The organism is Acinetobacter schindleri CIP 107287 (assembly GCF_000368625.1).
In the GTDB taxonomy this organism is placed as follows: Bacteria; Pseudomonadota; Gammaproteobacteria; order Pseudomonadales; family Moraxellaceae; genus Acinetobacter; species Acinetobacter schindleri.
Window position 1 is genome coordinate 18,411 of record NZ_KB849580.1, and the last position, 22,241, is coordinate 40,651.

The 22,241-nt window shown below is 42.5% G+C and carries 20 protein-coding genes and 4 tRNA genes; 12 read left to right on the plus strand and 12 right to left on the minus strand.

Features of this window, described 5'->3' with window-relative positions:
* Window positions 1-119 precede the first annotated feature (119 nt).
* Window positions 120-833 (plus strand): DUF3108 domain-containing protein, encoded by a 714-nt coding sequence (locus F955_RS13915; protein WP_004809730.1) that lies wholly within the window; start codon window positions 120-122, stop codon window positions 831-833.
* Window positions 834-923: 90 nt separating this feature from the next.
* The gene (locus F955_RS13920; protein WP_004809732.1) at window positions 924-1,499 is read left to right on the plus strand and encodes a xanthine phosphoribosyltransferase; all 576 of its coding nucleotides are present in this window, start codon (window positions 924-926) and stop codon (window positions 1,497-1,499) included.
* Window positions 1,500-1,759: 260 nt separating this feature from the next.
* On the opposite strand, the gene F955_RS13925 is transcribed toward F955_RS13920, so the two are convergent.
* From F955_RS13925 to F955_RS13935, 3 genes are all read right to left on the minus strand, one after another.
* Window positions 1,760-2,437: a hypothetical protein gene (locus F955_RS13925; RefSeq protein ID WP_004896088.1), complete on the minus strand. Its 678-nt coding sequence runs from the start codon at window positions 2,435-2,437 to the stop codon at window positions 1,760-1,762.
* An 83-nt stretch (window positions 2,438-2,520) separates the two neighbouring features.
* Entirely contained in the window at window positions 2,521-3,723 is a 1,203-nt protein-coding gene (locus F955_RS13930; protein WP_004896089.1) for a CsgG/HfaB family protein, read from the minus strand.
* Entirely contained in the window at window positions 3,717-4,100 is a 384-nt protein-coding gene (locus F955_RS13935; protein ID WP_004809738.1) for a hypothetical protein, read from the minus strand. Before F955_RS13935 ends, F955_RS13930 begins: the two co-directional genes overlap by 7 nt.
* Before the next feature lie 854 nt (window positions 4,101-4,954).
* On the opposite strand from F955_RS13935, the gene F955_RS13940 reads away from it, so the two are divergent.
* A complete protein-coding gene (locus F955_RS13940) occupies window positions 4,955-5,383 on the plus strand; it encodes a hypothetical protein (protein WP_167539045.1) in 429 nt (142 codons plus the stop codon).
* Between the two features lie 25 nt (window positions 5,384-5,408).
* Here F955_RS13940 and wrbA read toward each other — a convergent pair whose 3' ends face one another.
* Entirely contained in the window at window positions 5,409-6,005 is a 597-nt protein-coding gene (gene wrbA, locus F955_RS13945; RefSeq protein WP_004896093.1) for an NAD(P)H:quinone oxidoreductase, read from the minus strand.
* Window positions 6,006-6,115: 110 nt separating this feature from the next.
* Here wrbA and F955_RS13950 point away from each other — a divergent pair, with 110 nt between their 5' ends.
* Entirely contained in the window at window positions 6,116-7,399 is a 1,284-nt protein-coding gene (locus F955_RS13950) for a YihY family inner membrane protein (protein WP_004896096.1), read from the plus strand.
* Between the two features lie 122 nt (window positions 7,400-7,521).
* Here the strand turns inward: F955_RS13950 and F955_RS13955 are convergent, their stop codons facing one another.
* Window positions 7,522-8,448, minus strand: a complete 927-nt coding sequence (locus tag F955_RS13955) for a DMT family transporter (RefSeq protein WP_026056804.1) — start codon at window positions 8,446-8,448, stop codon at window positions 7,522-7,524.
* A gap of 106 nt (window positions 8,449-8,554) precedes the next feature.
* Between F955_RS13955 and F955_RS13960 the strand changes: the two genes are divergently transcribed.
* Window positions 8,555-9,355 (plus strand): AraC family transcriptional regulator, encoded by an 801-nt coding sequence (locus F955_RS13960; protein WP_004896099.1) that lies wholly within the window; start codon window positions 8,555-8,557, stop codon window positions 9,353-9,355.
* Between the two features lie 59 nt (window positions 9,356-9,414).
* Here the strand turns inward: F955_RS13960 and F955_RS13965 are convergent, their stop codons facing one another.
* Window positions 9,415-10,056, minus strand: coding sequence for a fumarylacetoacetate hydrolase family protein (locus F955_RS13965; protein WP_004896100.1), 642 nt, complete (start codon window positions 10,054-10,056; stop codon window positions 9,415-9,417).
* Between the two features lie 31 nt (window positions 10,057-10,087).
* Window positions 10,088-10,585 (minus strand): YcxB family protein, encoded by a 498-nt coding sequence (locus F955_RS13970; RefSeq protein WP_004809751.1) that lies wholly within the window; start codon window positions 10,583-10,585, stop codon window positions 10,088-10,090.
* Window positions 10,586-10,756: 171 nt separating this feature from the next.
* Here F955_RS13970 and F955_RS13975 point away from each other — a divergent pair, with 171 nt between their 5' ends.
* On the plus strand, window positions 10,757-12,058 hold the full coding sequence (locus tag F955_RS13975) for a hypothetical protein (RefSeq protein ID WP_004896103.1): 1,302 nt from the start codon (window positions 10,757-10,759) through the stop codon (window positions 12,056-12,058).
* 102 nt (window positions 12,059-12,160) lie between these two features.
* Here F955_RS13975 and F955_RS13980 read toward each other — a convergent pair.
* The 4 genes from F955_RS13980 to F955_RS13995 form a co-directional block, all read right to left on the minus strand.
* Window positions 12,161-12,237 (minus strand) — tRNA-Arg (locus F955_RS13980).
* A gap of 296 nt (window positions 12,238-12,533) precedes the next feature.
* Window positions 12,534-12,610: transfer RNA gene (locus tag F955_RS13985), tRNA-Arg, on the minus strand.
* 48 nt (window positions 12,611-12,658) lie between these two features.
* Window positions 12,659-12,735: transfer RNA gene (locus tag F955_RS13990), tRNA-Arg, on the minus strand.
* Between the two features lie 16 nt (window positions 12,736-12,751).
* Window positions 12,752-12,841 (minus strand) — tRNA-Ser (locus F955_RS13995).
* Between the two features lie 262 nt (window positions 12,842-13,103).
* Here F955_RS13995 and rnr point away from each other — a divergent pair.
* The 6 genes from rnr to F955_RS14025 all read left to right on the plus strand — a co-directional run bounded on the left by rnr (window position 13,104) and on the right by F955_RS14025 (window position 19,977).
* Window positions 13,104-15,551, plus strand: a complete 2,448-nt coding sequence (gene rnr / locus F955_RS14000; protein ID WP_004896105.1) for a ribonuclease R — start codon at window positions 13,104-13,106, stop codon at window positions 15,549-15,551.
* Between the two features lie 78 nt (window positions 15,552-15,629).
* Window positions 15,630-16,217 carry a hypothetical protein gene (locus tag F955_RS14005; protein WP_004896106.1) on the plus strand — a complete coding sequence of 196 codons (588 nt, stop codon included), beginning with the start codon at window positions 15,630-15,632 and terminating at the stop codon, window positions 16,215-16,217.
* A gap of 74 nt (window positions 16,218-16,291) precedes the next feature.
* Window positions 16,292-18,331: a M3 family metallopeptidase gene (locus F955_RS14010; protein WP_004896108.1), complete on the plus strand. Its 2,040-nt coding sequence runs from the start codon at window positions 16,292-16,294 to the stop codon at window positions 18,329-18,331.
* 40 nt (window positions 18,332-18,371) lie between these two features.
* Window positions 18,372-18,572, plus strand: a complete 201-nt coding sequence (locus F955_RS14015) for a YheV family putative zinc ribbon protein (protein WP_171058649.1) — start codon at window positions 18,372-18,374, stop codon at window positions 18,570-18,572.
* A gap of 28 nt (window positions 18,573-18,600) precedes the next feature.
* Window positions 18,601-19,032 carry a hypothetical protein gene (locus F955_RS14020; protein WP_004896113.1) on the plus strand — a complete coding sequence of 144 codons (432 nt, stop codon included), beginning with the start codon at window positions 18,601-18,603 and terminating at the stop codon, window positions 19,030-19,032.
* A 57-nt stretch (window positions 19,033-19,089) separates the two neighbouring features.
* Complete coding sequence (locus F955_RS14025) at window positions 19,090-19,977, plus strand: DMT family transporter (RefSeq protein ID WP_004896116.1); 888 nt, start codon at window positions 19,090-19,092, stop codon at window positions 19,975-19,977.
* A gap of 43 nt (window positions 19,978-20,020) precedes the next feature.
* On the opposite strand, the gene F955_RS14030 is transcribed toward F955_RS14025, so the two are convergent.
* Window positions 20,021-22,216: a TRAP transporter large permease subunit gene (locus F955_RS14030; RefSeq protein WP_004809766.1), complete on the minus strand. Its 2,196-nt coding sequence runs from the start codon at window positions 22,214-22,216 to the stop codon at window positions 20,021-20,023.
* Window positions 22,217-22,241: the final 25 nt, after the last annotated feature.

A 22,241-nucleotide genomic window follows, 5' to 3' on the forward strand; every position in this document is an offset into this window, starting at 1 on the left:
ATGACATGAATGATACACTTCTGCAAATTTTATCAGTTCATTCTCCCTCCACATTTTAGTCTGATAATAAAGGCTTGGCAGAAGTGACTGACTGCCCTTTCATACAGGAAAATTCACTTATGGCACAACACTTAATTAAAACTATTGGTATGACTGCAGGACTGACCACAGCACTGGTATTCACAGGCATGTCCAGTCAAGCTTTTGCCATGAGCCCATTCCAGGCGACTTATCAGTTTAGCTATAATGGCAAGAACATGGGATCGGCAACACGAACCTTAACTAAGTCAGGCAATAACTGGACTTATGTATTTGCAGCCAAGGCTGCCGCGATTGCTTCTGCGACAGAAACCAGTCATTTTACTTTTAATAATGGCAAGATTAATTCTAGCAATTTTAGCCGTAGCAGTAAGGTATTGGTTAATAACAATACCATGAGTATCAAGTTCAATCCGTCTTCTAAAACTATTCATACTAAAAAAGATGACAAGGCACGTTCATTTGCTTGGAGAGATGGTGCCCTGGATGAATTAAATGCCGAGTTACAGATCCGTGAAGACCTAAAAGCTTCTGGTTTAAAAAGCAATTATTACATTGCAGATGCTAAAGAACTGGAAGCACGTAAATTTGTTAAGCAAGGTACAGAAAATATCAAAACCAATTACGGCACCTTTAGCACCATGAAAGTCGTAATGAAACATGACAAGCCAGGACGCGAAACCATCTTCTGGTTAGCCCCAAAACTTGATTATTTACCAGTCAAGGTAGCGCATGTCGATAAGAAAACTTCCTATGGTTTGTTACTCACTGGCTATAAAGGTCCAACGAACTAAGCATTTTTAACGATTTTCGCTTGATTTTTTCCGGGTGCTTTTTAAAATACGCTTTTGCTTGAAAAAGCATCTGGTCTTGAGGATTCTCCCGTGCACGCACTAGAACAGAAAATCTTAGCTGAAGGTATCGTTCTATCTGAAGAAGTTTTGAAAGTTGATTCTTTCTTAAATCATCAAATCGATCCTGTTATGATGCAGCAAATTGGTCAGGAATTTGCGCGTCTATTTAAAGATGCTGGTATCACTAAAATCATCACTATTGAAGCATCAGGGATCGCACCTGCTGTAATGGCTGGCCTTGAGCTGGGTGTTCCAGTGATCTTTGCACGCAAATATCAATCATTAACTCTGAAAGATGATCTGTATCGCTCTAAGGTATTTTCTTTCACCAAGCAAACTGAAAGTACCATTGCAATTTCTAAAAAGCACATCAACGCTGCTGATAAAGTACTGGTAATTGATGACTTTCTTGCAAATGGTCAAGCGGCTCTTGGCTTGGCAGACCTGATTCACCAAGCAGAAGCATCTGTCGTGGGTATTGGTATCGTGATTGAAAAATCATTCCAGCCGGGCCGTGACATTCTGCTTGAAAAAGGTTATCGCGTAGAATCATTAGCGCGTGTGAAATCACTAGCAAATGGTACGGTTGAATTTGTTCAAGACTAAAATTTCTCGAATTAAATTAAAGAAGAGTACTGAGGTGCTCTTTTTTTATATCCGTTTTCTTGAATTGAAATATTTTTAAGACAACTATATTCTTCTATTGCTTCGTTTTTTCCTAAAAAATTTCAATTAAAAAATAATCATTAATAGAAATTGCTTTACTTTCCGACAAGTAGACAATATTTTTTAAAAATTTTTATATAAAATAAGAGGCCTAACTATCTGCCAATAGTTAGACCTGTAAGAAAATCAAGCAAGTTATATTATTGTCCTACTGTGACAGTAATACTTCCAGTATTTACTGCACCAATTGCAGTAGTAGTAATGGTGTTGGCCACACTATTATCTACACCTTCTGCAATTGCACTTACAGAGGCATCAACTGCTCCAGCATTATAAGCAATATTCGCTACACTATAATTGCTTAAAGTTTTATTAACTTCCTCATCAAAAGTCCTATCCAGCGTTGTGCTCAATGTATCTGAAATATCCGCACTCGTTGTACTCTCCGAAATATCTTCTCCAATTGTTTCGTTATTGATTTCACTAGTTACATCAGTATATGCCCAATCTAGGGTTTCATTAAGTGTATTTGAAGTCACTGTACTCAAGCTACCTTGCGCGATTTCAATACTACCTGTATTAGCTGCACCCATTGCTGTAGTTTCAATTGTATTTTCAACTGAATTGACCACATCTTGAGTATCTGTTCCAAGATCTGATCCTAAATTGGCATAAGCCTCTGTATTAACACTTGCATTAATATCAGCACTATTGACAGCTAGATTCAGGGCAGATCCATTTTCGACCTGCTGGGAAATTGCATCCAGAGATGCCTGTAAACCGGTATCTACCTCTACATTTGTGTTTTGAGCATATGCCATACCTGCACCAGACAGGAAGGTGACGGATAAAGCGATTGTTTTGATCGTGTTTTTCATCTTTGTTTTTCCTTTTCTAGTTTTGAAGCACTCCTCGCTAAGTACTTCTTTTACTAATGGGAGCGAGCCCACTTGTGAAACTATTAATCACGCAATGTGCTTGACCAATAGTTTTCAACAACTTCAGGATTGGCATCCCATAGCATGGATGTTTTCTCCTCGTCTTTTTCTTTGCTGTTTTTTTCCTGCTTCTCTTTTTCCTCTAGCATTTTGTCTGAAGAGTCTGGAGAGTGTTTTTTACTGATATATTTAATGAGATCCTGTTTACTTATTTCAGGTTCTGGATCAGGATTTTGGATTACCTCGGATTCTTTGTTTTTTGGTGCTTTGGTATCTTTACTCGGTGTATTGGTAGATTTGTTTTTCTCTTGAGATTGCTGAATATCGTCCGAGGTTAATTCCTGAACCGGGGTACTTGAATCTAGATTATGTTGTTGCTGATTTTTTTTATATTTATGCAAAGCCACCGAACTTCGAGTTAAGTTTAAACGTCCAAATTCTGGTGGAATTTCTGCACGACACTTCTCGAACACTGGCGGTGGAACGACTTGGCTCAGTAATTCAAAAGTGGCCAGATTCAACATCTGACGTAAAGCAAAATTCGTCGCTTCGCGCTCACCTTTTCCGATCTGAATATTTAATAAGGTACGGCCGGTAAATCTTCCAGCGCTGATACCATAATCCTGTGCAGCAATCTGTTTCTGTAATGAGACATTCGCGACAACTTTACTGCTGCGTGTATCAGTCAGAGATAGATCCAAACCTACCATAATTCGGGTTTGACTATAATTCGGTCCAACACCTGCAATCTGCATGTCCAACCCGCCACCTGGAATAAAATCCAGGCTATTAATACTGCCCGTCACATAATAATCAGAGGCCTGGATTTGTCTTGGATCACGAATCCCCCACTTGGCTTCACTTTCAATAATACGAGGATCACGCCGGTTCATTACACTGACCCCAGACTGAAATAAGGCGGATTGCACCATATCTCCTGCGCCTTGGGTCACCATTTTTCCACTACCACCATTGGTTACGACGTCTTTACCTGTCTGGTCTAAAATTGCTCCTACAGAAAAGCTGATGTCATTGCGCAATTGCCCCTTTAAGCAAGATAAGGCCATATCAAAGGGAGTAAAAATATCAGTAATTGGCGGACCTTGTACCAGTTCTACCGGCTTTGAATTTGAAGATGCCAGACCGGTACATCCTGTCAAGGATTGAGTAAAAATCAAAATGATACCGGCGGAAGATAAAGACCTTCCATACGGGAAATTCAGCATAGTGTTTCTCCCGGCTGGTTACTCACATTTGGGCAGCGTGGTGAATTCCGATTGGAATTAGAACTCACTGGAGCTTCATTGAATAATTCACTGGAAATATTTACACCATTATCTGAGCCCTCCACCGTAATATTATTGGTTGGAGTATTCACAGTGCCGATAGAATTTGAAGAGGTGTTATATACGGTAGTTCTTGCTTTTCCAAAACTTTCATAATAATCAGACTCTCTGAGTTCAATCAGATTTGCCTGTGCCAGATGCTCATTAGAACGTGCAGGTGATGCTTTCCAGCGCTGAGTCCACTCATCTGATGTAGCATAAGCGTTGCTCAAAAAAAACAAACACAATAAACCCGCATTGATGACCAATATTTTCATACCTTTAGTATCCTCTGATTTAGTATGTTTATTAGTTTTCTGCTTAATTAAGATTTAATTTATCTGACAAAAATTAGATCATATAAAAATTTAAAAATTACATTTAATTATTATTCACATACTTTCTTATTTTTAATTAAATTCAAGTTATTGTTTTAATTTAAAATAGAATTTTTAATTAATTCTATTATTTATAAAAAATATTTTATAAATATTTTCAAACTATAAATTTATTTTTTAAAAAATATTTAAAATAATATTTTAAAAGTATTTATAAAATTAGAAAAAATACTTTAATCGAGGAAATATTTATGGTGATTTTCACGATCATTTATTAATAATTTTTCATTTTATAAAAGTTTATATTTTAATCACTCTTAATAAATCACTTTATTAAGAAATATAATTAACCGATTATACGAAGACTATTTTCCAAATACATTTTTTTACTTCTTAAAAAATCTAAAAACAAAATACTCAATATAGATACTCAATACCTCTACTAAACAGTACTTAATTTCAATTTATGATGGTCATGTTATTTAGTGTAAAAAGGTGACAAGTAAATTATTTTTTATAAGAAATAGAAAAGATACTTTGAAGATATTATTTTTAGTAGCTGTAGAGTATGGGAGAGCTAAAAACTTAAAGAATTCCAAAATGGATTTCGATATAAAATAATTTACAGCACAAATACAAAGCCTTATCAAATTCTCCTTTACAATCAAATTGGCAGGAAATGTCCCTGACATCAAAATATAAGACAGACATACTGTAGAGCTGTCATATATCCACCTGATTAGGCAAAATGACAAATCATAAATAGGCTGAACATCGGCCCATAACACTCATTGATGGAATACCTTATGCAATGTCCTAAATGTGGCTCAACAGATATTGAACAACGTGATCATGAGCAAAATCTGAAAAAAATTGGCGGTCTACTCATGACCTCTGCAGGCGCAACGGCGGGAACTGTAGGTGGCGCAGCTTCAGGTGCGTCGATTGGTGCTGCGATCGGGACTGTGGCAGGCCCACTTGGTGTAATTGTCGGCGGAACAGTCGGGACTTTCGTTGGCGCAATTAGTGTTGGGATTACTGGTGGTGTGGTCGGTAACTTCTTGGGTAAAAAAGCTGGTGTAACCGTAGATCGTAACCTGTTTCTGGATTATCGTTGTCTGAAGTGCAAATATCGCTTTAATATTCAGACAACAGCTGCTCAGGCACTGGAAGTGAATAAAGAAGATTCTCGGGAATCGAGTGATCAGGACAATAAAATCTGAAACTTATTGTCCTGATTGAGAATTATTAAACCTGATTTAACTTTAAAGCTATTTCTGCCAAGCGCTTACCCTGAGCTTCACATAGTACCTTTTCATCTTGGCTTAGTGCCTGATCATGGCGTGCACCACTGACATGGCTGGCGCCGTAGGGTGTACCACCCGTTTTAGTATTTGATAATGCTGGAACAGCATTACTTAGTCCCATGATCATCATACCGTGGTGGAACAACGGCGGAAGCATACTCAGTAATGTACTTTCCTGGCCGCCATGCATTGCACCAGAGGCTGTGAACACGCATGCCGGCTTAGCATGCAAAGCTCCATTCAGCCAAAGACTGGTGGTCTGATCCCAGAAATATTTCATTTCAGCAGCCATATTGCCAAAACGTGTTGGCGAACCCACTGCCAAAGCAGAACAGTTCGCCAATTCATCTAGCGTACAGTAGATATCCCCTTCCGCTGGGATACTCGCCTCTGCTTCTTTTACCACAGTAGAAAGATTCGGCACCGTTCTGATCTTCACTGCAATACCTGCGGATTCAACCCCATTGGCAATCAGATGTGCCATCTCTTTGACTGAACCATATTTGCTGTAATATAAAACAAGGACATAAGGTTGCATATGATGAATGTTCGATACTAAAAAAAGAAAACTATACGGTATTTTTCTGTTTTTTTGGGTAAGCTGAACCAGAAAATTCATGATGTATAAGAAATTGAGACAACAAGCGCATGATCGTTGAATACTTAAAGAAATTACCTTTTTATGAAAAGCACTGGTTTCAATTTATTTTATTTGTACTTAGGCGCTTTGAGGCGGATCGTTGCCGTGAACAGGCAGGCTCATTAACTTATACTACTTTGTTTGCTGTAGTACCAATGCTGACGGTTTTTCTGGTGATCATCTCTTCAATTAAGGCACTAGAACCTGCACGTCAGCAACTTCAGGAAATGATCTATACCAATTTCCTGCCCAAGACCACCATTGCCTTTGATAAAGCCCTGAGTGCTTTTACTGACAAATCCAGCAATCTGACCATCATCGGGATCCTGTTCCTGTTTATTACCACCGTGATGATGCTGACCAGTATTGAGACAGTATTTAACCGAATCTGGCGTGTCACAGAAACACGTGGCGGGATTATCGGCTTTATGCGCTATTGGACCATTATTTCTTTGGGTCCAATTTTACTCGGTAGCGCTTTCGTGATTTCTTCCACTGTAGCGTCCATGAATGTACTGAGCAATAACTTTGCCGGCTACGAATTGAATGGTGCTTTTATACTGTGGCTCATTTCATTTTCTTTGACGATTATCGGCTTCTTTATCCTGAACTGGACCATTCCTAACCGCAGTGTACCGATCAAATCTGCATTCGTGGGCGGTTTATTTAGTGCAGTGGTTTTTGAACTCTTAAAGAACCTGTTTGGCTTTGTCATGTCCAATTTCACCAGTTATGAAATTGTCTATGGTGCTTTTGCAGCGGTTCCTATTTTCCTGATCTGGATTTATCTGTCCTGGAATATTGTCCTACTCGGGGTTGAGATCAGTTATGCAATCACGGCATTTGAATCGGGCCAGGATTGTAAAATCCATCCAATTCTGATGTTACTGGATTTACTGGAGCTGTTTTACCGCAAGCAGAAAACTGGAGAAAGTATTAGTGAAGCACAAGCACTCGAAGTTTTAGGACGAGATGAAATTGGCCGTCTGCCAAGCTATATCAGCATGTTTGAAAAACAGAATCTGATTAAACGTACGGAGGATAATGAATATGTCTTGGTACGTGATCTGGATCAGGTCAATTTCTGGGATTTCTACCTCAAACTTCCTTATGCCCTGCCACACACACATCAAATTGAAAATCTTCAGATCAATGACCTCTGGATGCAGCGACTACAACCAAAATTACGAGAAGCAGATCAGTATCTGGCAGAAAATCTAGGCATTCCCCTTTCAGAGCTGTTTAAGCAAAAGGAAGGGCAGAATGAAGCTCAAACTCCATTTAAGTCTTAAGCACTTCAATAAAAATCCTCTCTTATGAGAGGATTTTTTTGGGAATTATATAAGTAAGTTTTTCAGTAAAAATTTTCACTGCGTTATTCACGCTTTTTTAAACACTATTGATAACCAATATTTTAAGGAGCTACTTTTATATTTTTCGGCTTTAGCCATCCCTGCAAACTTACTAACACAACACCCAGCATGACCATGATCGTGCCAATAATAAAGTTCATCTCAACTTCTTCATCCAATAACAGAATTCCAAAAATCATACCAAACACCGGCGTTAGAAAAGAAAATACACCCAGACGTGAAGCCAAATATTTTTTCAGCATCCAGAACCAGATCAGATAACTGGCAAAAGAAATGACCACTGTATGAAAAATCAGACTAGAAATAGATAAGGTTGTCCAGTTCACCGTTGCTTGTCCTGTCATCCAGGCAAGAGGTAACAGCAGCATGCCGCCCATCAATAGCTGATAGAACAAAGTTTGTGTTGCTGGAGCTTCAGCTAATCGTGTTAATCGAACACTCACAGTGGTAGCAGCCCAAAATATACCAGCCATTAAAGCCAACAAATCTCCCCAAAGCATACTGGCTTGCATAGCTTGACCAGTGTGGCTACGAAATAAGAAACTCACCACGATCCCGCTAAACGCAACGAGAATTCCACCCCACTGTAATGGAGATAAATGTTCTGAAGGAAGTTTCCAGTGCAATCCCAATGCCACAAAAATTGGTGCGGTATATAGTAATACGATGGTATGTGAAGCAGAGGTATAACGCAGTGCTTCAGCGACCAGGTAAAACTCTAAAGCGAACAATACCCCGACCAGCAAACCTGCCGGAAGATAGCTACGACTCCATAGCTGGCGCCTTACATCTGCTTGAATCAAAAGATAAACCATTAATGCAGATAAGGCTGAACGTAATGCAATCTGCATCAAGGCTGAAATATCTGATGCTGCCAGCTTGAGCACTACCTGCTGTAGTCCCCATAACAGACACAGGACAAACATGATTAACGAGGCTTGCGCATCAAGCGCTTTACGCTGCTCCACAATTTCAACTCTACGCACACTATCAAAGATGCACACTATAAATCTGTCAGAAATAAAAGATATACTTTAAAACAGACAAATAATCGCATTATTCAGGCAATCTAACGTGAGAAGCAATAAAACAGTCGCTCAAGATATCAAGCAACTTAGAACCAATGATGATATTGACGCAGCTCTGTGGATTAATTTTCGTGAAGACCCGGCCCTGTCAGTCTATCCATTGCATGATCATGCCTGGGGAGAGTTTATCTATGCTTTTAATGGCATCATGGAAGTGAAAATTGGGCATATTGATTATATTACCCCTCCGCCTTACGGTGTATGGCTACCACCTAACTTACAACATAGTGGTTTAAATCGTACCGATGTTTCACATGGAACTTTTTATATTCATGAAAGTTTATGTACAGGTTTACCAAATCAGCCGGGGATCTTATTAACCAGTCCTCTGGTCACTTCACTCTTGCAGCATTTAAAATTACATCCGACTAATGTAAGGTCAGAAGAGCATCAACGTTTATTACACGTACTGCTTGATCAACTTAAACAGGCACAGATGATTGGCAGTTATTTGCCGCATACTGAACATCCTCAACTCAGACAAATTCTGGATTACCTACATCAAAATCCAGAGAATAACAGTACCTTGCAGCATTTGGCAGCTATGCATAACCTGACTGAACGCACCTTGGCGCGCTACTGCCAGAAGGAGCTGAGAATGTCACTCAATGAATGGCGGCAGCGTCTGAAAGTCATCAAAGCCATGTCTATGCTGAAACAGCAAAAAACTGTAGAAAATATTGCCTTTGATCTGGGCTATGCCAATGCCTCAGCTTTTATTCAAATGTTTAAACGCTGGATGGGCTATACACCTGATCAATTCAGGAAAATTCATCAAACCAGTTAAAAATTTTAAATAAAAATAAAGGAGCCTTTCGACTCCCTTATTTCCACGTAAGATTCAGCTTATTTCACAAAGGTAGTCCAGATATATTCCTGGTTTTTACCCTTTAAGGTCATTTTCAGCTGTTCACCAGAGTGCAATGCTGCTACACCCGCTGGTGTACCAGTCATTACCACATCCCCTTCTTCTAGGGTAAATACCTGACTGATATCTGCCAGCAATGTTCCCACATCAAAGATCAGTAAAGCAGTATCGCCTTTCTGACGCAGTTCATCATTTACATGCAGCGTATAGTGTACATCTTTCCAGTCATTTACTACGTCTTCAACTGACACCCAGTCAGAGAGCAGGCAAGCGCCATCATAAGCCTTGGCACGTTCCCATGGCTGGCCTTTTTTCTTAAGGTCATCCTGCAAATCACGTAAAGTCAGATCCAGACCCAAAGTCACAGCACCCACTGCTTCTAAAGCTTTTGCAGGATCAGTTTCATTTTTCAGGGTACGGTCAATACGCAGGCTCAGCTCACATTCATAATGACAGCTGCCCAGATCACGATTCCATTCAATTCCTGCATCCAGATCGCCTAATGCACTTGGTGGCTTGATAAACAGGACCGGTCGGTCCGGAATGGCATTACCCAGCTCTTTGGCATGATCTGCATAACTGCGGCCGACACAAACGATCTTGGATGGACGTGTACTCATGATTGACTATTTTCCCTTTTAAATGTTGAAATTATTTCTTGAAAGTACGTTCGAAAATGCTTTGTTCAGTGGCATCGGCAAAGGCGCGTTTAGGTACGATCACCACAGTACGATTTTTAAGTTCCAGCATATAGGTCAGCTTGCCTTTGGCAAAGTTTTGCACTTCACTGTAATGCACGATCTTGTTGCGGCCATTATGGAAGATTTCAGCATGGTCCTGATACAGGTCAATACCCTGCTCGCTCTTGCCGAACTGGTATTTTACAAACTGGCGTTTGAACATCATCGGCAGGAACCAGTAACGCATGATGCCCTGTAAAAGCAGAAAGAATGCACCCAGTGCCACGTAATAACGCCCTACCCCATCAAAGCCCATAGAAAAGCCCCAGATGATGATTCCGACACTCACCAAAGGAGTCAGAAATCGGCTGATCTGCTTTTTGCCAAAAGTAGCCAAAGCAAATCCATCCTGAGATTCTTCTAAAGTCAGAAAATAGCGGGTCGATAAAGTCGGTGCTGACTCAGTCATAGCATCACATCAAAATATAAAAATCCTTGGCTCATACTATATCAAATTCACTGCTATCCCCATTAGCAAAATGTATTCGGAAATGAATTACATATCTTTGCTTCCGCTGGTTATAAAAATCGTTTTTAATCCACAACTATCAGAATAATAAAATGCACAACAGGACGTTGTATGAAATCACTAAAATCGTGTCTGCTTCTTTGCCTCTGCACAACTTATATTCCTTTTAGCTGGGCGAAAATTATTCCCTGGACGCCAGCACTTCCGAGCAGTATCGATGTCTTTTCCGGTAGTCCACAGCAGCTAGCGGATTTGACCGGTGACCGACTATTCATCTATGCACATCCTCGACAATCCTTACAGCTTCCGACCTTTAAGCAGACAGCTGCTCAAAGTGTACAATTTTATAGCAGTGCGGTGATATTACCGATTCCTGAGGCTCAGGTTAAAAAACATCTTTTAAATTATCAGGGCTATGCCGGCCTGTTTCCAGCGCTCAAGTCTGCTCAGATTCTGGAGTCCCGCGGACATATCCAGCAGGTGCGTTATCAGGTACATATTCCTACGCCCATTCCAGTGCTGAATTTTAAGGAAAATGTGGTGATGCAGCATCATGTGTCAGAAAACAGTATTGAAACTTTAATTGTGGATGCCCCGATTCCTTATGGTGCTGGACGGCTGGAATGGTTTGCACTTGGAGCAAATAAAACTTTGGTCACCGTGACGCAATGGGGCGACTTAAATCAGCCGAAAGGCTTTCTGTTTAGCAAAATTTTAAATGCCTTACCTGAAGCTAAACTGGGTATTCCTGCTGGTACCAATGCGTTCCTGCTTGAAGCTTTACAGCAACGTTTTAAATCCCAGTCGAGCATTCCATTATCTGCAAGCCAGATCCCGCAAGTACATTTTAATGCCGGGCAAATTCAGAAAATCACTCAACTGAGTCAGCAGTCTGCCCAGCCTGTCAGCTTTATTCTGCCTGCACGTCAGCTCAAATATGGTCAAACCTCAGAAAACATGCGTTTTAGTAGCAGTTTTCATTATTATCCACAACCGGTTCAGAAACTGCAGCCCTGGCTTGCAGTTGATGCCAGTCAGCAATTATTCCCACGACAGATTCGTAAAGTGGAACTCAATCCAGTGAATCGTCAGCAGATGGATGCCAACTATAAGGTATCGGTTGGGTTGGGAGTGATCCAGATTCCATTCGATTTTAAGCTTCGTTATCAACAACCCTCGCCTTTGCAAAGCCAGTTTGATGCGATTGGCGGAGATTTAAAATTTGTAAAGGCAGGAATGAAACTGCTGCCACAAGCTCATGGCACTTTATTTCAAATGACTAGCAGCATGAAGATTCATGATCAGGCCCCATTTTTATTACGTGCCATGCGCAGTATGCCTTATCACGATATTCTGCCAGCAGTTGGAGCAAATACGGTCTATGCACTTAAAGTACAGCAAAAGCTGAAGTAAATTCAAAAGCAGTTATTGTTTTTTTATATCTATAAATCAAAAACTACAGACGTAAAAAAACCGCATCAATGTGCGGTTTTTTTTGAGAATTCTTATCAAGATTGGTGCGCTCAGAGAGAGTCGAACTCCCGACCCCTTAGTTCGTAGCCAAGTGCTCTATCCAGCTGAGCTATGAGCGCGACGTCTTGATGGGGTGCATTATATATGTTTTTCTAAACTTGTTAAGTCTTTTTTAATAAAAACCCAACCGAACGTACAGTAAATAAACGATATGGTTAAATTCAGGTTTTATCGGTGAATTTTCCTGTAGATTTATACCTAAAAGCAATTAATAGCGTATCAGCTTTCGACCTTAAGCTAGTTTAGCTATCAGATTCATAGCGGCATAGTGAAAATTAAGCACTGGCATTTGAGCCTAATTCCAGAAAATTTCAGGCACAAAAAAACCGCAACATGTGCGGTTGATTGTTCAAGTTGGTGCGCTCAGAGAGATTCGAACTCCCGACCCCTTAGTTCGTAGCCAAGTGCTCTATCCAGCTGAGCTATGAGCGCGTAACTTGTGTGCCTAGGTTGGCAATACGTTTTTCTGCTTAACTTACTTGGTGCGCTCAGAGAGATTCGAACTCCCGACCCCTTAGTTCGTAGCCAAGTGCTCTATCCAGCTGAGCTATGAGCGCGCGACATAAGTAAGCGTGGCGGTGAGAGAGGGATTCGAACCCTCGATACAGTTACCCGTATGCGTCCTTAGCAGGGACGTGGTTTCAGCCACTCACCCATCTCACCGTAACGTGCCGCCATAATACAAATTTCGGCATAGCACTGCAAGCAAAGCTTTAAAAAAAAGTGCAGTTTTTTGCTCGATTAAATACTTTTTAAACAATTTATCTGTTTTTATACACTTATTGTGCGAAAAAGCTCCGCTTTCTATCCAATAGTCGAAAATCCGCCGAAAAACGGAAACTTAAACAGATTATTGCAATCATTTACGTGCAGTCTGAGCGCACATGTCTTATGCTAATCCCATCTCCTAGGAAAATTTAAAGACATGATGAAAAATTGGGTCGATCCTGAAGCAAAAGCTGAAGCTGAACGTTATGACAACCCTATCCCAAGTCGCACGCTGATTTTAGAAACCATAGAAAAGAATAATGCCCAGTCGCATGCCGACCTGGTGGAACATTTTGAAATTGCAGATCAAAAAAGTATTGATGCCCTGAGTCACCGCCTGATTGCCATGGTGCGTGATGGCCAGTTAATGAAAGATGGTTATAAATTCCAGATTGCTACTGAACAACCGGAATATGAAGCCACGGTATATATCAATTCTAAAGGCATGGGTACAGCCAATATTTCCGGTCAGGATGATCTGTTACTGCCCGAGCGTGAATTGCGCCAGGTCTTTAATGGTGACCGCGTTAAAGTCCGCCAAACTTCAGTCGACCGCAAAGGTAAGGCCTGGGGTTTTATTACTGAAGTGGTACAACATCGTGTCAAACAGGTTATTGGTAAAGTCTGCCAGCATGAAGGTGAATATTTCGTACAACCTGCCAGTCCGAATGCACATCAGCCGATCACCCTAGAAAAAGAACTGATTGAACATGCTCAGGTCAAAGTTGGTGATTCGATTCGTGTTGCGATTGATACCTATCCAACCAAAGAAGAATTTGCGACTGCGCATATTATCCAGTCAATGGCAGATAAAGCAGATACGGAAATCATCATTCCACAAACCATTCTGGAATATGGTCTGCCTTACGAATTCCCTGATGAAGTCATCAAAGAAGCAGAAAGTTTTAAAGAACCAAATGCTAAGGATCGAGAAGGTCGTATCGACCTGCGTGACCTGGCCTTAGTCACTATTGATGGTGAAGATGCTCGCGACTTCGATGATGCGGTGTATGCAGAGAAACGTCCTGGCGGTGGTTATCGTGTTGTCGTGGCAATTGCAGATGTGAGCCATTATGTCCGTGTTGGCAAGCCCCTGGATGACGAAGCCCAAGAACGCGGTACATCGGTTTACTTCCCGCATTATGTCTTGCCGATGCTGCCTGAAGCACTCTCCAATGGCTTATGTTCCTTAAACCCGAATGTTGACCGTCTCTGTATGGTTTGCGACTTAAAACTGTCACGTGCAGGCCGTGTGACCAGTTTTGAGTTCTACCCTTCTGTGATGCATTCCAAAGCGCGTCTGACCTATAACCAGGTTGCACAGTATTTTGAGGGTGACAGTAACGCGATTACTGAAGATCGTGATGTACGCAAATCACTGAATACACTGTTCCAGCTGTATCAGGTGCTGAAAGAATTGCGTGCGGATCGTCATGCAATGGAATTCGAAACTGTCGAAACCTATATGACTTTCGATGAGCTGGGTGGTATTCAAGAAATTCTGCCACGCACCCGTAATGATGCGCATAAGCTGATTGAAGAGTGCATGTTGCTCGCCAACGTGGCGGCGGCAGAGTATGCGCTGAAAAATGAAATTCCAATGCTGTACCGTGTGCATCAGCCACCAGAGTTTTCCCGTATTCAGAAAGTGCGTGACTTCGTCAAGCTACTCGGTCTGAAATTCCCGGAACAGCCCACCCAGAAAGATTATCAGGAAGTGATTGAAGCGACCAAAGACCGTATTGATGCCCCAAGTATTCATGCAGTCTTGTTACGCTCAATGATGCAGGCCTACTATGGCGCGAAGAATGATGGTCACTTCGGTCTGGCATATGATGCCTATACGCATTTCACTTCGCCGATCCGCCGCTACCCTGACCTGTTGTTACATCGGGCGATTAAAGCACAGTTGGCGCAGAAACCATATCCGATTTCGGGTGCATCGCTGGATGATGCCGGTGAGCATTTCTCTTCAACTGAGCGTCGTGCTGATGAAGCTTCACGTTCTGTAACGACCTGGTTGAAATGTCACTACATGCAGCAGCATCTGGGTGAAGAATTTGTTGGCATTATCAGTGCGACTGCAGAATTTGGTCTGTTTGTTACCCTGAAAGATCTCTATGTAGATGGCATGGTACATGTCAGCCAGCTCGGCGATGATTTCTTTATCTTTGATCAAAGCAGCCAAAGCCTGGTCGGTCAGAACCGTGGGCAAATCTTCGGTCTGGGGGATGAAGTCAAGATCAAGGTTGCCGGGGTGAATCTGGAAGAACGTAAGATTGACTTTGAACTGGTACAACAGTTAACCCATGCTGGCCGTCAAATCCGCGCCCGTGCACCACGTGTCGCAGAGAAAAAGCCTTTAGTCCGTCCGGAAGCTACTGAACAAGTCTTTGGCAAACATGAACGCGAGTCCAAAGCCAAAGATAATGCAGATGGAGAACAACCCATACGACGCAAAAAAGACAAAGGAAAACCCAGTTCCTACAGCAAAAAGCCTGCTAAAAAATCTGCAGGAAAGCCTGAAACAAAGGATAAAGGTAAGGTAAAGAAAAAAGCCAAAGCGAAAAAGAAAAAATCCAATGCCAAAGCAAAGGGTGAATGATTTTTGCTAAATAAAAAGAGCGCTACGGCGCTCTTTTTGTTTTAATATATCCATATAAAAATAAGCTACTTAAAAACAATGAATCCGCAAAAGATCTCGAAATATGATTATCACAACTATGTCTTGTTCGCATTTTTCTTGCTGACGATCTCAGCGCTTTTTGCCATCTTTAGCTTAGATTTCACCCCAACGGATCACGTCAAAATATGTGCTTTCATTTTAGCAATCGTTATGTATTTGGTGATTTTGATCTACTTTTATATGCTCCATCGACAGGGTGAATGGGTCATTCCCCGCACATGGAAAAATGCAAAGAAAAAACCGAAATTCTATTTCTTACTGCTACTGCCTCTTTTTGCAATTTTGATTTGTTATTTGAATCTGGTGTTTTATCCCCCTCTACTGCATACCCTTGTTTTTGGTACACCTAGTGTCGTGACCGTTGAGACAAGTGCAGTGAAAGAGCAGACATATAAACATGGCGTCAGCTATTTTTTGGATACAGCGTATGATGGATCTGGTATTTTTCGACTCAGTTCAAATGAATATGAACACTATAAAAATCAGGTTTTACAGATAAAGCTGTCCGTCATCCAAGGGCAATTTGGGACTTACATCAAAAAGATCGAATCCATCCAAATTGTCAAAGCAACACAGAATAAATAGCACCCAAGGCTTGATTTATCCTTCTAGAAGCCTTACTTCTACAAATAACACAGGAAATAAATCGGCAGACCGACATGACATTAGAAAAGGCAACCTTGCCTGTTCCAGAATTTGACCAAATTACCCTTGCAGACCTAAAACAAAAGATTGAACAGAGCATTGCCCAAGGTCAGGCATTTTTAAAAGAATTAACCGCTGTACCTGAATCTGTACAAGCACAGCTACAGGTACTCGAACACGTCGATACCCTTGAAAATAACATGAGTGAAGTATGGGGCGTACTTTCGCACCTGAATGCCGTGATGAACAATGCTGAAACTCGCGAAGTTTATCAGTCTTTACTCCCTGCTTTAAGTGAATACTACACCGCGCTTGGTCAACATACGGCGCTTTATCAAACTTATCAGCATGTGCATGATGCACCGGTATTTACTGACCTGCCTGCAGCACAGCAAAGCGCGATTAAACTTGCACTACGAGACTTCAAACTTTCAGGTGTCGCTTTAGAAGGTGAAGCGAAAAAACGTTATGCAGAAATTTCCGCACGTTTATCTCAGCTATCTTCAGATTTTTCCAATCATGTATTGGATGCGACTCAAGCCTACTTCAGACCATTAAATGAGGATGAACTGGCAGGCTTATCGGCAAACAATATTGGACTGCTCAAACAGTATGGCCAACAGCATAAATTGGATCAGCCCGTAGCCACCCTGGATTTCCCATCCTATTTAGCCATTATGACCCATTCAGAAAACCGCAGTCTGCGTGAGGAAATCTATAAGGCCTATACCACACGTGCATCAGATCAGTCCGACAAGTCTGAATTTGACAATACAGCTGTGATGGAAGAAATCCTGAATCTGCGTCAGGAAATGGCTGTGCTCCTCGGCTTTAACAACTATGCTGAATATTCACTGGCCAGTAAAATGGCACCAAGTGTTGACGCCGTAGATGAGTTTTTACGTGATCTGGCTGAGCATGCGCGTGCGCCTGCTGAAAAAGAGATTGCCGAGCTGAAAGCAATTGCAGCAGAAGATGGTATTACCGAGCTGCAACCTTGGGACAGCAGTTATTATTCTGAAAAGCTGAAAATGCAGCAGTTCAACCTGTCACAGGAAGCACTGAAACCTTATTTTCCGACCCCAAAAGTAATTCAAGGTCTATTCAGCATTGTGAACCGTCTGTATGGCATTCAGGTCATCGAACGTGAAGCTCCGCTTTGGCATCCGGATGCACATTATTTTGAACTGGAAGATCAGGGTGAAGTCATCGGTGGTTTCTACTTTGACCTGTATGCCCGTCAAGGTAAACGTGGTGGTGCCTGGATGAGTGGTTTCCGCTCTCGCATGCGTACCCATGACGGCTTACAAAAGCCCATCTGTTATATGGTCGGCAACTTTACCCCACCGGTCGGCGACAAACCCGCCCTGCTAAGCCATGATGAAGTGATTACCCTGTTCCATGAATTTGGTCATGGTCTGCATCATATGCTGACTGAAGTAGACAATATCTCTGTTGCCGGTACACATGGTGTGGCTTGGGATGCAGTTGAGTTACCAAGTCAGTTCATGGAATTCTGGGCCTGGGATCAGGACAGTCTAAATTTGCTCAGCGAGCATATAGAAACCAAAGAAGTCCTACCAGCAGATCTGCTGAAAGCCCTGCTAGATGCCCGCTTCTTCCAGTCAGGCATGCAAACATTGCGTCAATTCGAGTTTGCCCTGTTCGATCTGACCATTCACCGTGCCAATCCAGCGCTGAATGCTGAACAGGTTCAGGCGACCCTGAGTGAGATCCGAGACAAATATGCCGTGTTGCCAACGACACCGTATAACCGTTTCCAGCATAGCTTTAGCCATATCTTTGCAGGTGGCTATGCTGCCGGATATTATTCTTACAAATGGGCAGAAGTATTGGCCAGTGATGCCTTTGACCGTTTTGAAACAGAAGGCATTTTCAATACGGACACGGGTCACGCTTTCCGCAAGAACATTCTAGCAGTTGGTGGAAAAGACACTGCACTGGAGGCATTTGTGAACTTCCGAGGCCGTGAGCCAAAAATTGATGCTCTACTACGTCATCAAGGTTGGACGAATACATTAAAAAATGCTTAAACTAACGGTTTAAATTAATCAACAGGTGAGTATGATGACCATCAAACGTCGTTTCATTGCAGGTGCTAAATGTCCGAAATGTCAGGCGATGGATCGGATTGTCATGCTGACCTCCGGCGAGAATGAATGGATTGAGTGTATTGAATGTGGCTATGAGGAAAACCGTCCAACCCACGTTGAGCAACCTGAAGCTCCTGCTGTACCTGATGAAGTGGGTGTGATTCAGTTTAAACCGCGTTAAGTATAGAAAAATAAATAAGGTTGAACATATGAGTGTAGAGCAAAGGCATAGTTCTAAACTTTTAGTGGGGATTATTGGGGCTTTAGTTACTGTCGTGATTCTGGTATTTGCTTATCAGTGGTTCAGTGCATCTTCATCTCAGGAAATACCTGAACAGGAAACTGTAACAGTTACTCCTGCTCGAGAGCCTATTAAGACTGAGGCAACGGCTCAAGTAGCTCCAATTGAAACAGAAGCAAATCTTGCCAATCGATTGGTACAGGACGAGCTCATTAAAGCTCCAGTACCTGAAAACCCTGCACTGGCCAAAGAGGAAATCTCCCGTCTGGAAGATATCCAGTCACAGCTAGATGAGCAAAAAATCATGCTAGATGCTCAGCACAAAGATGCCGATGAACTGATCAGGCTGAAGGAAGAACAGATCAAGCTGCTGGAAGCCCAACTTGGAGAAAAATCATAATTTTTGATCAAATAGTTCGCTAGAATATTTCACAATCTTCTAACGATGCTTTTTCTTATGCCCAGCGCACTCCCTTCTGATCTGATTAAAGCCATCCTTTTGCTCACCTGCTCGGCTTTGCTGTTCTCTATGATGGGAGTGTGTATTCGTTATGCTTCACATACGGTTGATAACGCGACTGTCGTATTTTTCCGTAATGCGGTGGGTATGTTGTTATTCCTACCTTTGCTGCTCAGTAAAGGTATTGGTTTCTTTAAAACTGAAAAGTTATGGATGCATGTCTGGCGTTCTGTGGTGGGTTTAATGGCAATGTATGGTTTCTTCTATGCCATTGCCCATCTCAAGCTGTCTAATGCCATGGTGTTTACCTATTCCTCTCCAATTTTCATTCCCTTCATTGCCTGGCTATTTTTAAAAGAAAAGATCATCAAAGCGATGCTGCTTGCCGCTGCTATCGGATTTATTGGTGTCTTGTGTGTAACAAAGCCAGATTCGGGGCTGTTTAATCTCATGTCAGTGATTGGACTCGGTGCCAGCTTTTTAGCGGCTATGGCTTTTGTCACTGTACGTGCGCTGACAGATACTGAACCACCAGAACGGATCGTGTTCTATTTTTGCTTTATTGGCACACTGGTTTCAGTGATTCCGATGTTCTGGCACTGGCGCCCTTATCATCTAACTGAACTAGCTTATCTGATTGCAGCAGGCGTTTTGGCTAATATTAGCCAGATCCTGATGTCCAATGCCTACAAGCTGGCACCTGCCGGACAGATCGGACCTGTCAACTATGTGGCGATCATCTTTGCCGGAATTTGGGGCTATATCTTCTGGAAAGAAATCCCCGATATTATGGGCCTGCTTGGACTGGCTCTGATTTTCTCAGCCATTTTGCTATGTAGTCCTCTATTACAAAACAGCTTTAAACGAAATCATCCGTCCTCTTAAAGGCAGAAAAAAGCACCCGTAGGTGCTTTTTTAATATCCGGTGTTAGTGATACCAGCCGAACAGCTTGAACAGGTAGGGGACATAGGCAATGATCAGCATTGCTGGCAGTAACACAATTACGGGTAGAATCCAGCGTTCATAGCGGTAATAGAAGGACAAATGTCGTACCTCTGCATCTGCTTCTGCCACTTCAGCATCACCAATCGACTGCCGGGCCAGCAGATGATTCAATGCTACTGGTGGCGTCACATACCCCAGTTCAAAGCCAATCAGGGTAATCATCCAGAAATGTACCGGATGAATGCCATATTGGTACGCTACCGGCGCTACCGTTGCGGAAATCAGAATCACGGCGCCGAACGGATCCATGATCATGCCCACAAAGATCATCAAGCCAACAATCATGGTAATGACCAGAATCGTGCTGTTAATATCTGTCGGGAAAGCTTCCATGATTTCCAGACGCTCCAGCAAACCGCCAACGCTAACGGACAAAGCCATCAAAATGACCAGTGCACCGATATGCCCTACTGTTTCGCTGCTGGAGATATGCATGGATTTCCAGAAACCGAACTGACGTAAGGATGAACCAGGTGACGATTCAGGCTGTGCTGCTGTACCACCAATCCCATTCAGATTCATATTAAGACTTTCATCCCAATGCCCTACTGGTGGTATTGGTGCAGGCTGATGGCGCAGTTTGTCATACAGTACAATCATTAACAGGATGACTGGCATCATCACTGGTGCAGTGAACTCGTTCAGATTGGTCGACAATGCATATTTGTAAAACATCCAGATCAGTACAAAGATCACGATGTATGGAATCACAGCCAGGAAGGCACGACCTGATTGTGGTGCTGCTACGCCTGCTGGGGCAATACGGAACTTGCTTTCAGCAAAAAACAGTGAAATTACCAGGAACAGGGTCGAACTTAGTAAGAATACATACACACCGTAGTGATACAGCAAGTCTGTCGTTACTTCTTTATTTAATGAGGCTACAACCACAATTAATAGACATGGACGTAATACGACACCCAGAGAACCCGACATGGCAGTAGCTGCCAAGGCAAACTGACGGCGACCACCGGCATTCCAGACTTCCTTATAGATAATCGCACCAGCAGCAATCACGAAGATCCCTGATGCCCCGGTATAAGCGGTTGGCAATGCAGCTGCCAACAGGATTAACCAGGTCAGGGTTTCCGGTGCCAGATTCCATGGACGCAGAATATTCAGGAACATATCCACGACACGGGTCTGTTTCAGCAACATGCCGGCCCAGATAAACAGCGCCAGGTTCAGGAAGATGCTAGAGAACTCGACCAGCTGACCTAGATAAATCCCTTGCCCCATTGGATAATCCATGAAGAAGGTAAAGTTAATCCCGGTACTGATGGCCATATAGGCATACAGCGGTACGCTCAGGAAAGCCAGACCAAAACTGCCGCCTTCACGGGTAGGCTTCGGCAACTTAATCACCTGGAACAAGCTGATCAGGGTTAAGGTGCTAAACAGAATCATCCACAGCCAGTAGATGTATTTCATCTCTCCCATGGCCACGCCAGAGTTCAGTACTGACTGATACTGGCTATAAGATGAGAATGCCAGGAAGGCATTAGCGACGAGCATAGCCAGTGTATAGACCCGGAAATCAATTTTGGTGGCTGGGCTGCGCAGGCCAATATGATGGGTTTTCAAGGTCGCACTGATGGCAGCAAATACCACCATAATCACCAGCAGCAATGCACGGTTTTCCACACCAAACTTGAACAGACCAAAGAAACTGGTTTCAAAGCTACGGTAAGCACGAATACTCGGATGAGCATTGATATGATTTATGGCTTGGGTATAAAAAGCATGAGACTCTTCACAAACCTGTTGCGCCTGCATGACTGCTGCACGTACATCCGCCTCGGAACGCACGCCAAAAAAATCGGCATATTCATCGGCAGCATCAGCTTTCATCTGCTGTTGGACACGGCTATCGACATCGATGTTCCGTTCACATTGCGGTCGGGTTGGTTCAGCACGTAGGAATGAATACTGCATCCCCGTAGCTGGGTCGCCATAAAGCCGTTCACCCATGCGCAGCAATTGCCCATGGATCATTTCACCCGTACCAATGACAAGAGTCAGTAACAGCAAGACCAGTACGACAAATGTCGAGATCCATTCTGTCCAGATATAACGCAACAGACCTAGTCCCGATCTGTTTTCAGCATCATTTTGCATGTGTATTCCTATTGTTATTCTCTGG

What these genes read in the sequence shown, in the direction of transcription:
- F955_RS13915 (WP_004809730.1), top strand. Translation starts at nt 120, where the DNA reads ATGGCACAACACTTAATTAAAACTATTGGTATGACTGCAGGACTGACC.
- F955_RS13925 (WP_004896088.1), bottom strand. Translation starts at nt 2,437, where the DNA reads ATGAAAAACACGATCAAAACAATCGCTTTATCCGTCACCTTCCTGTCT.
- F955_RS13930 (WP_004896089.1), bottom strand. Translation starts at nt 3,723, where the DNA reads ATGCTGAATTTCCCGTATGGAAGGTCTTTATCTTCCGCCGGTATCATT.
- F955_RS13935 (WP_004809738.1), bottom strand. Translation starts at nt 4,100, where the DNA reads ATGAAAATATTGGTCATCAATGCGGGTTTATTGTGTTTGTTTTTTTTG.
- F955_RS13940 (WP_167539045.1), top strand. Translation starts at nt 4,955, where the DNA reads ATGGAATACCTTATGCAATGTCCTAAATGTGGCTCAACAGATATTGAA.
- wrbA (WP_004896093.1), bottom strand. Translation starts at nt 6,005, where the DNA reads ATGCAACCTTATGTCCTTGTTTTATATTACAGCAAATATGGTTCAGTC.
- F955_RS13950 (WP_004896096.1), top strand. Translation starts at nt 6,116, where the DNA reads ATGATCGTTGAATACTTAAAGAAATTACCTTTTTATGAAAAGCACTGG.
- F955_RS13965 (WP_004896100.1), bottom strand. Translation starts at nt 10,056, where the DNA reads ATGAGTACACGTCCATCCAAGATCGTTTGTGTCGGCCGCAGTTATGCA.
- F955_RS13970 (WP_004809751.1), bottom strand. Translation starts at nt 10,585, where the DNA reads ATGACTGAGTCAGCACCGACTTTATCGACCCGCTATTTTCTGACTTTA.
- F955_RS13975 (WP_004896103.1), top strand. Translation starts at nt 10,757, where the DNA reads ATGAAATCACTAAAATCGTGTCTGCTTCTTTGCCTCTGCACAACTTAT.
- rnr (WP_004896105.1), top strand. Translation starts at nt 13,104, where the DNA reads ATGATGAAAAATTGGGTCGATCCTGAAGCAAAAGCTGAAGCTGAACGT.
- F955_RS14005 (WP_004896106.1), top strand. Translation starts at nt 15,630, where the DNA reads ATGAATCCGCAAAAGATCTCGAAATATGATTATCACAACTATGTCTTG.
- F955_RS14010 (WP_004896108.1), top strand. Translation starts at nt 16,292, where the DNA reads ATGACATTAGAAAAGGCAACCTTGCCTGTTCCAGAATTTGACCAAATT.
- F955_RS14020 (WP_004896113.1), top strand. Translation starts at nt 18,601, where the DNA reads ATGAGTGTAGAGCAAAGGCATAGTTCTAAACTTTTAGTGGGGATTATT.
- F955_RS14025 (WP_004896116.1), top strand. Translation starts at nt 19,090, where the DNA reads ATGCCCAGCGCACTCCCTTCTGATCTGATTAAAGCCATCCTTTTGCTC.
- F955_RS14030 (WP_004809766.1), bottom strand. Translation starts at nt 22,216, where the DNA reads ATGCAAAATGATGCTGAAAACAGATCGGGACTAGGTCTGTTGCGTTAT.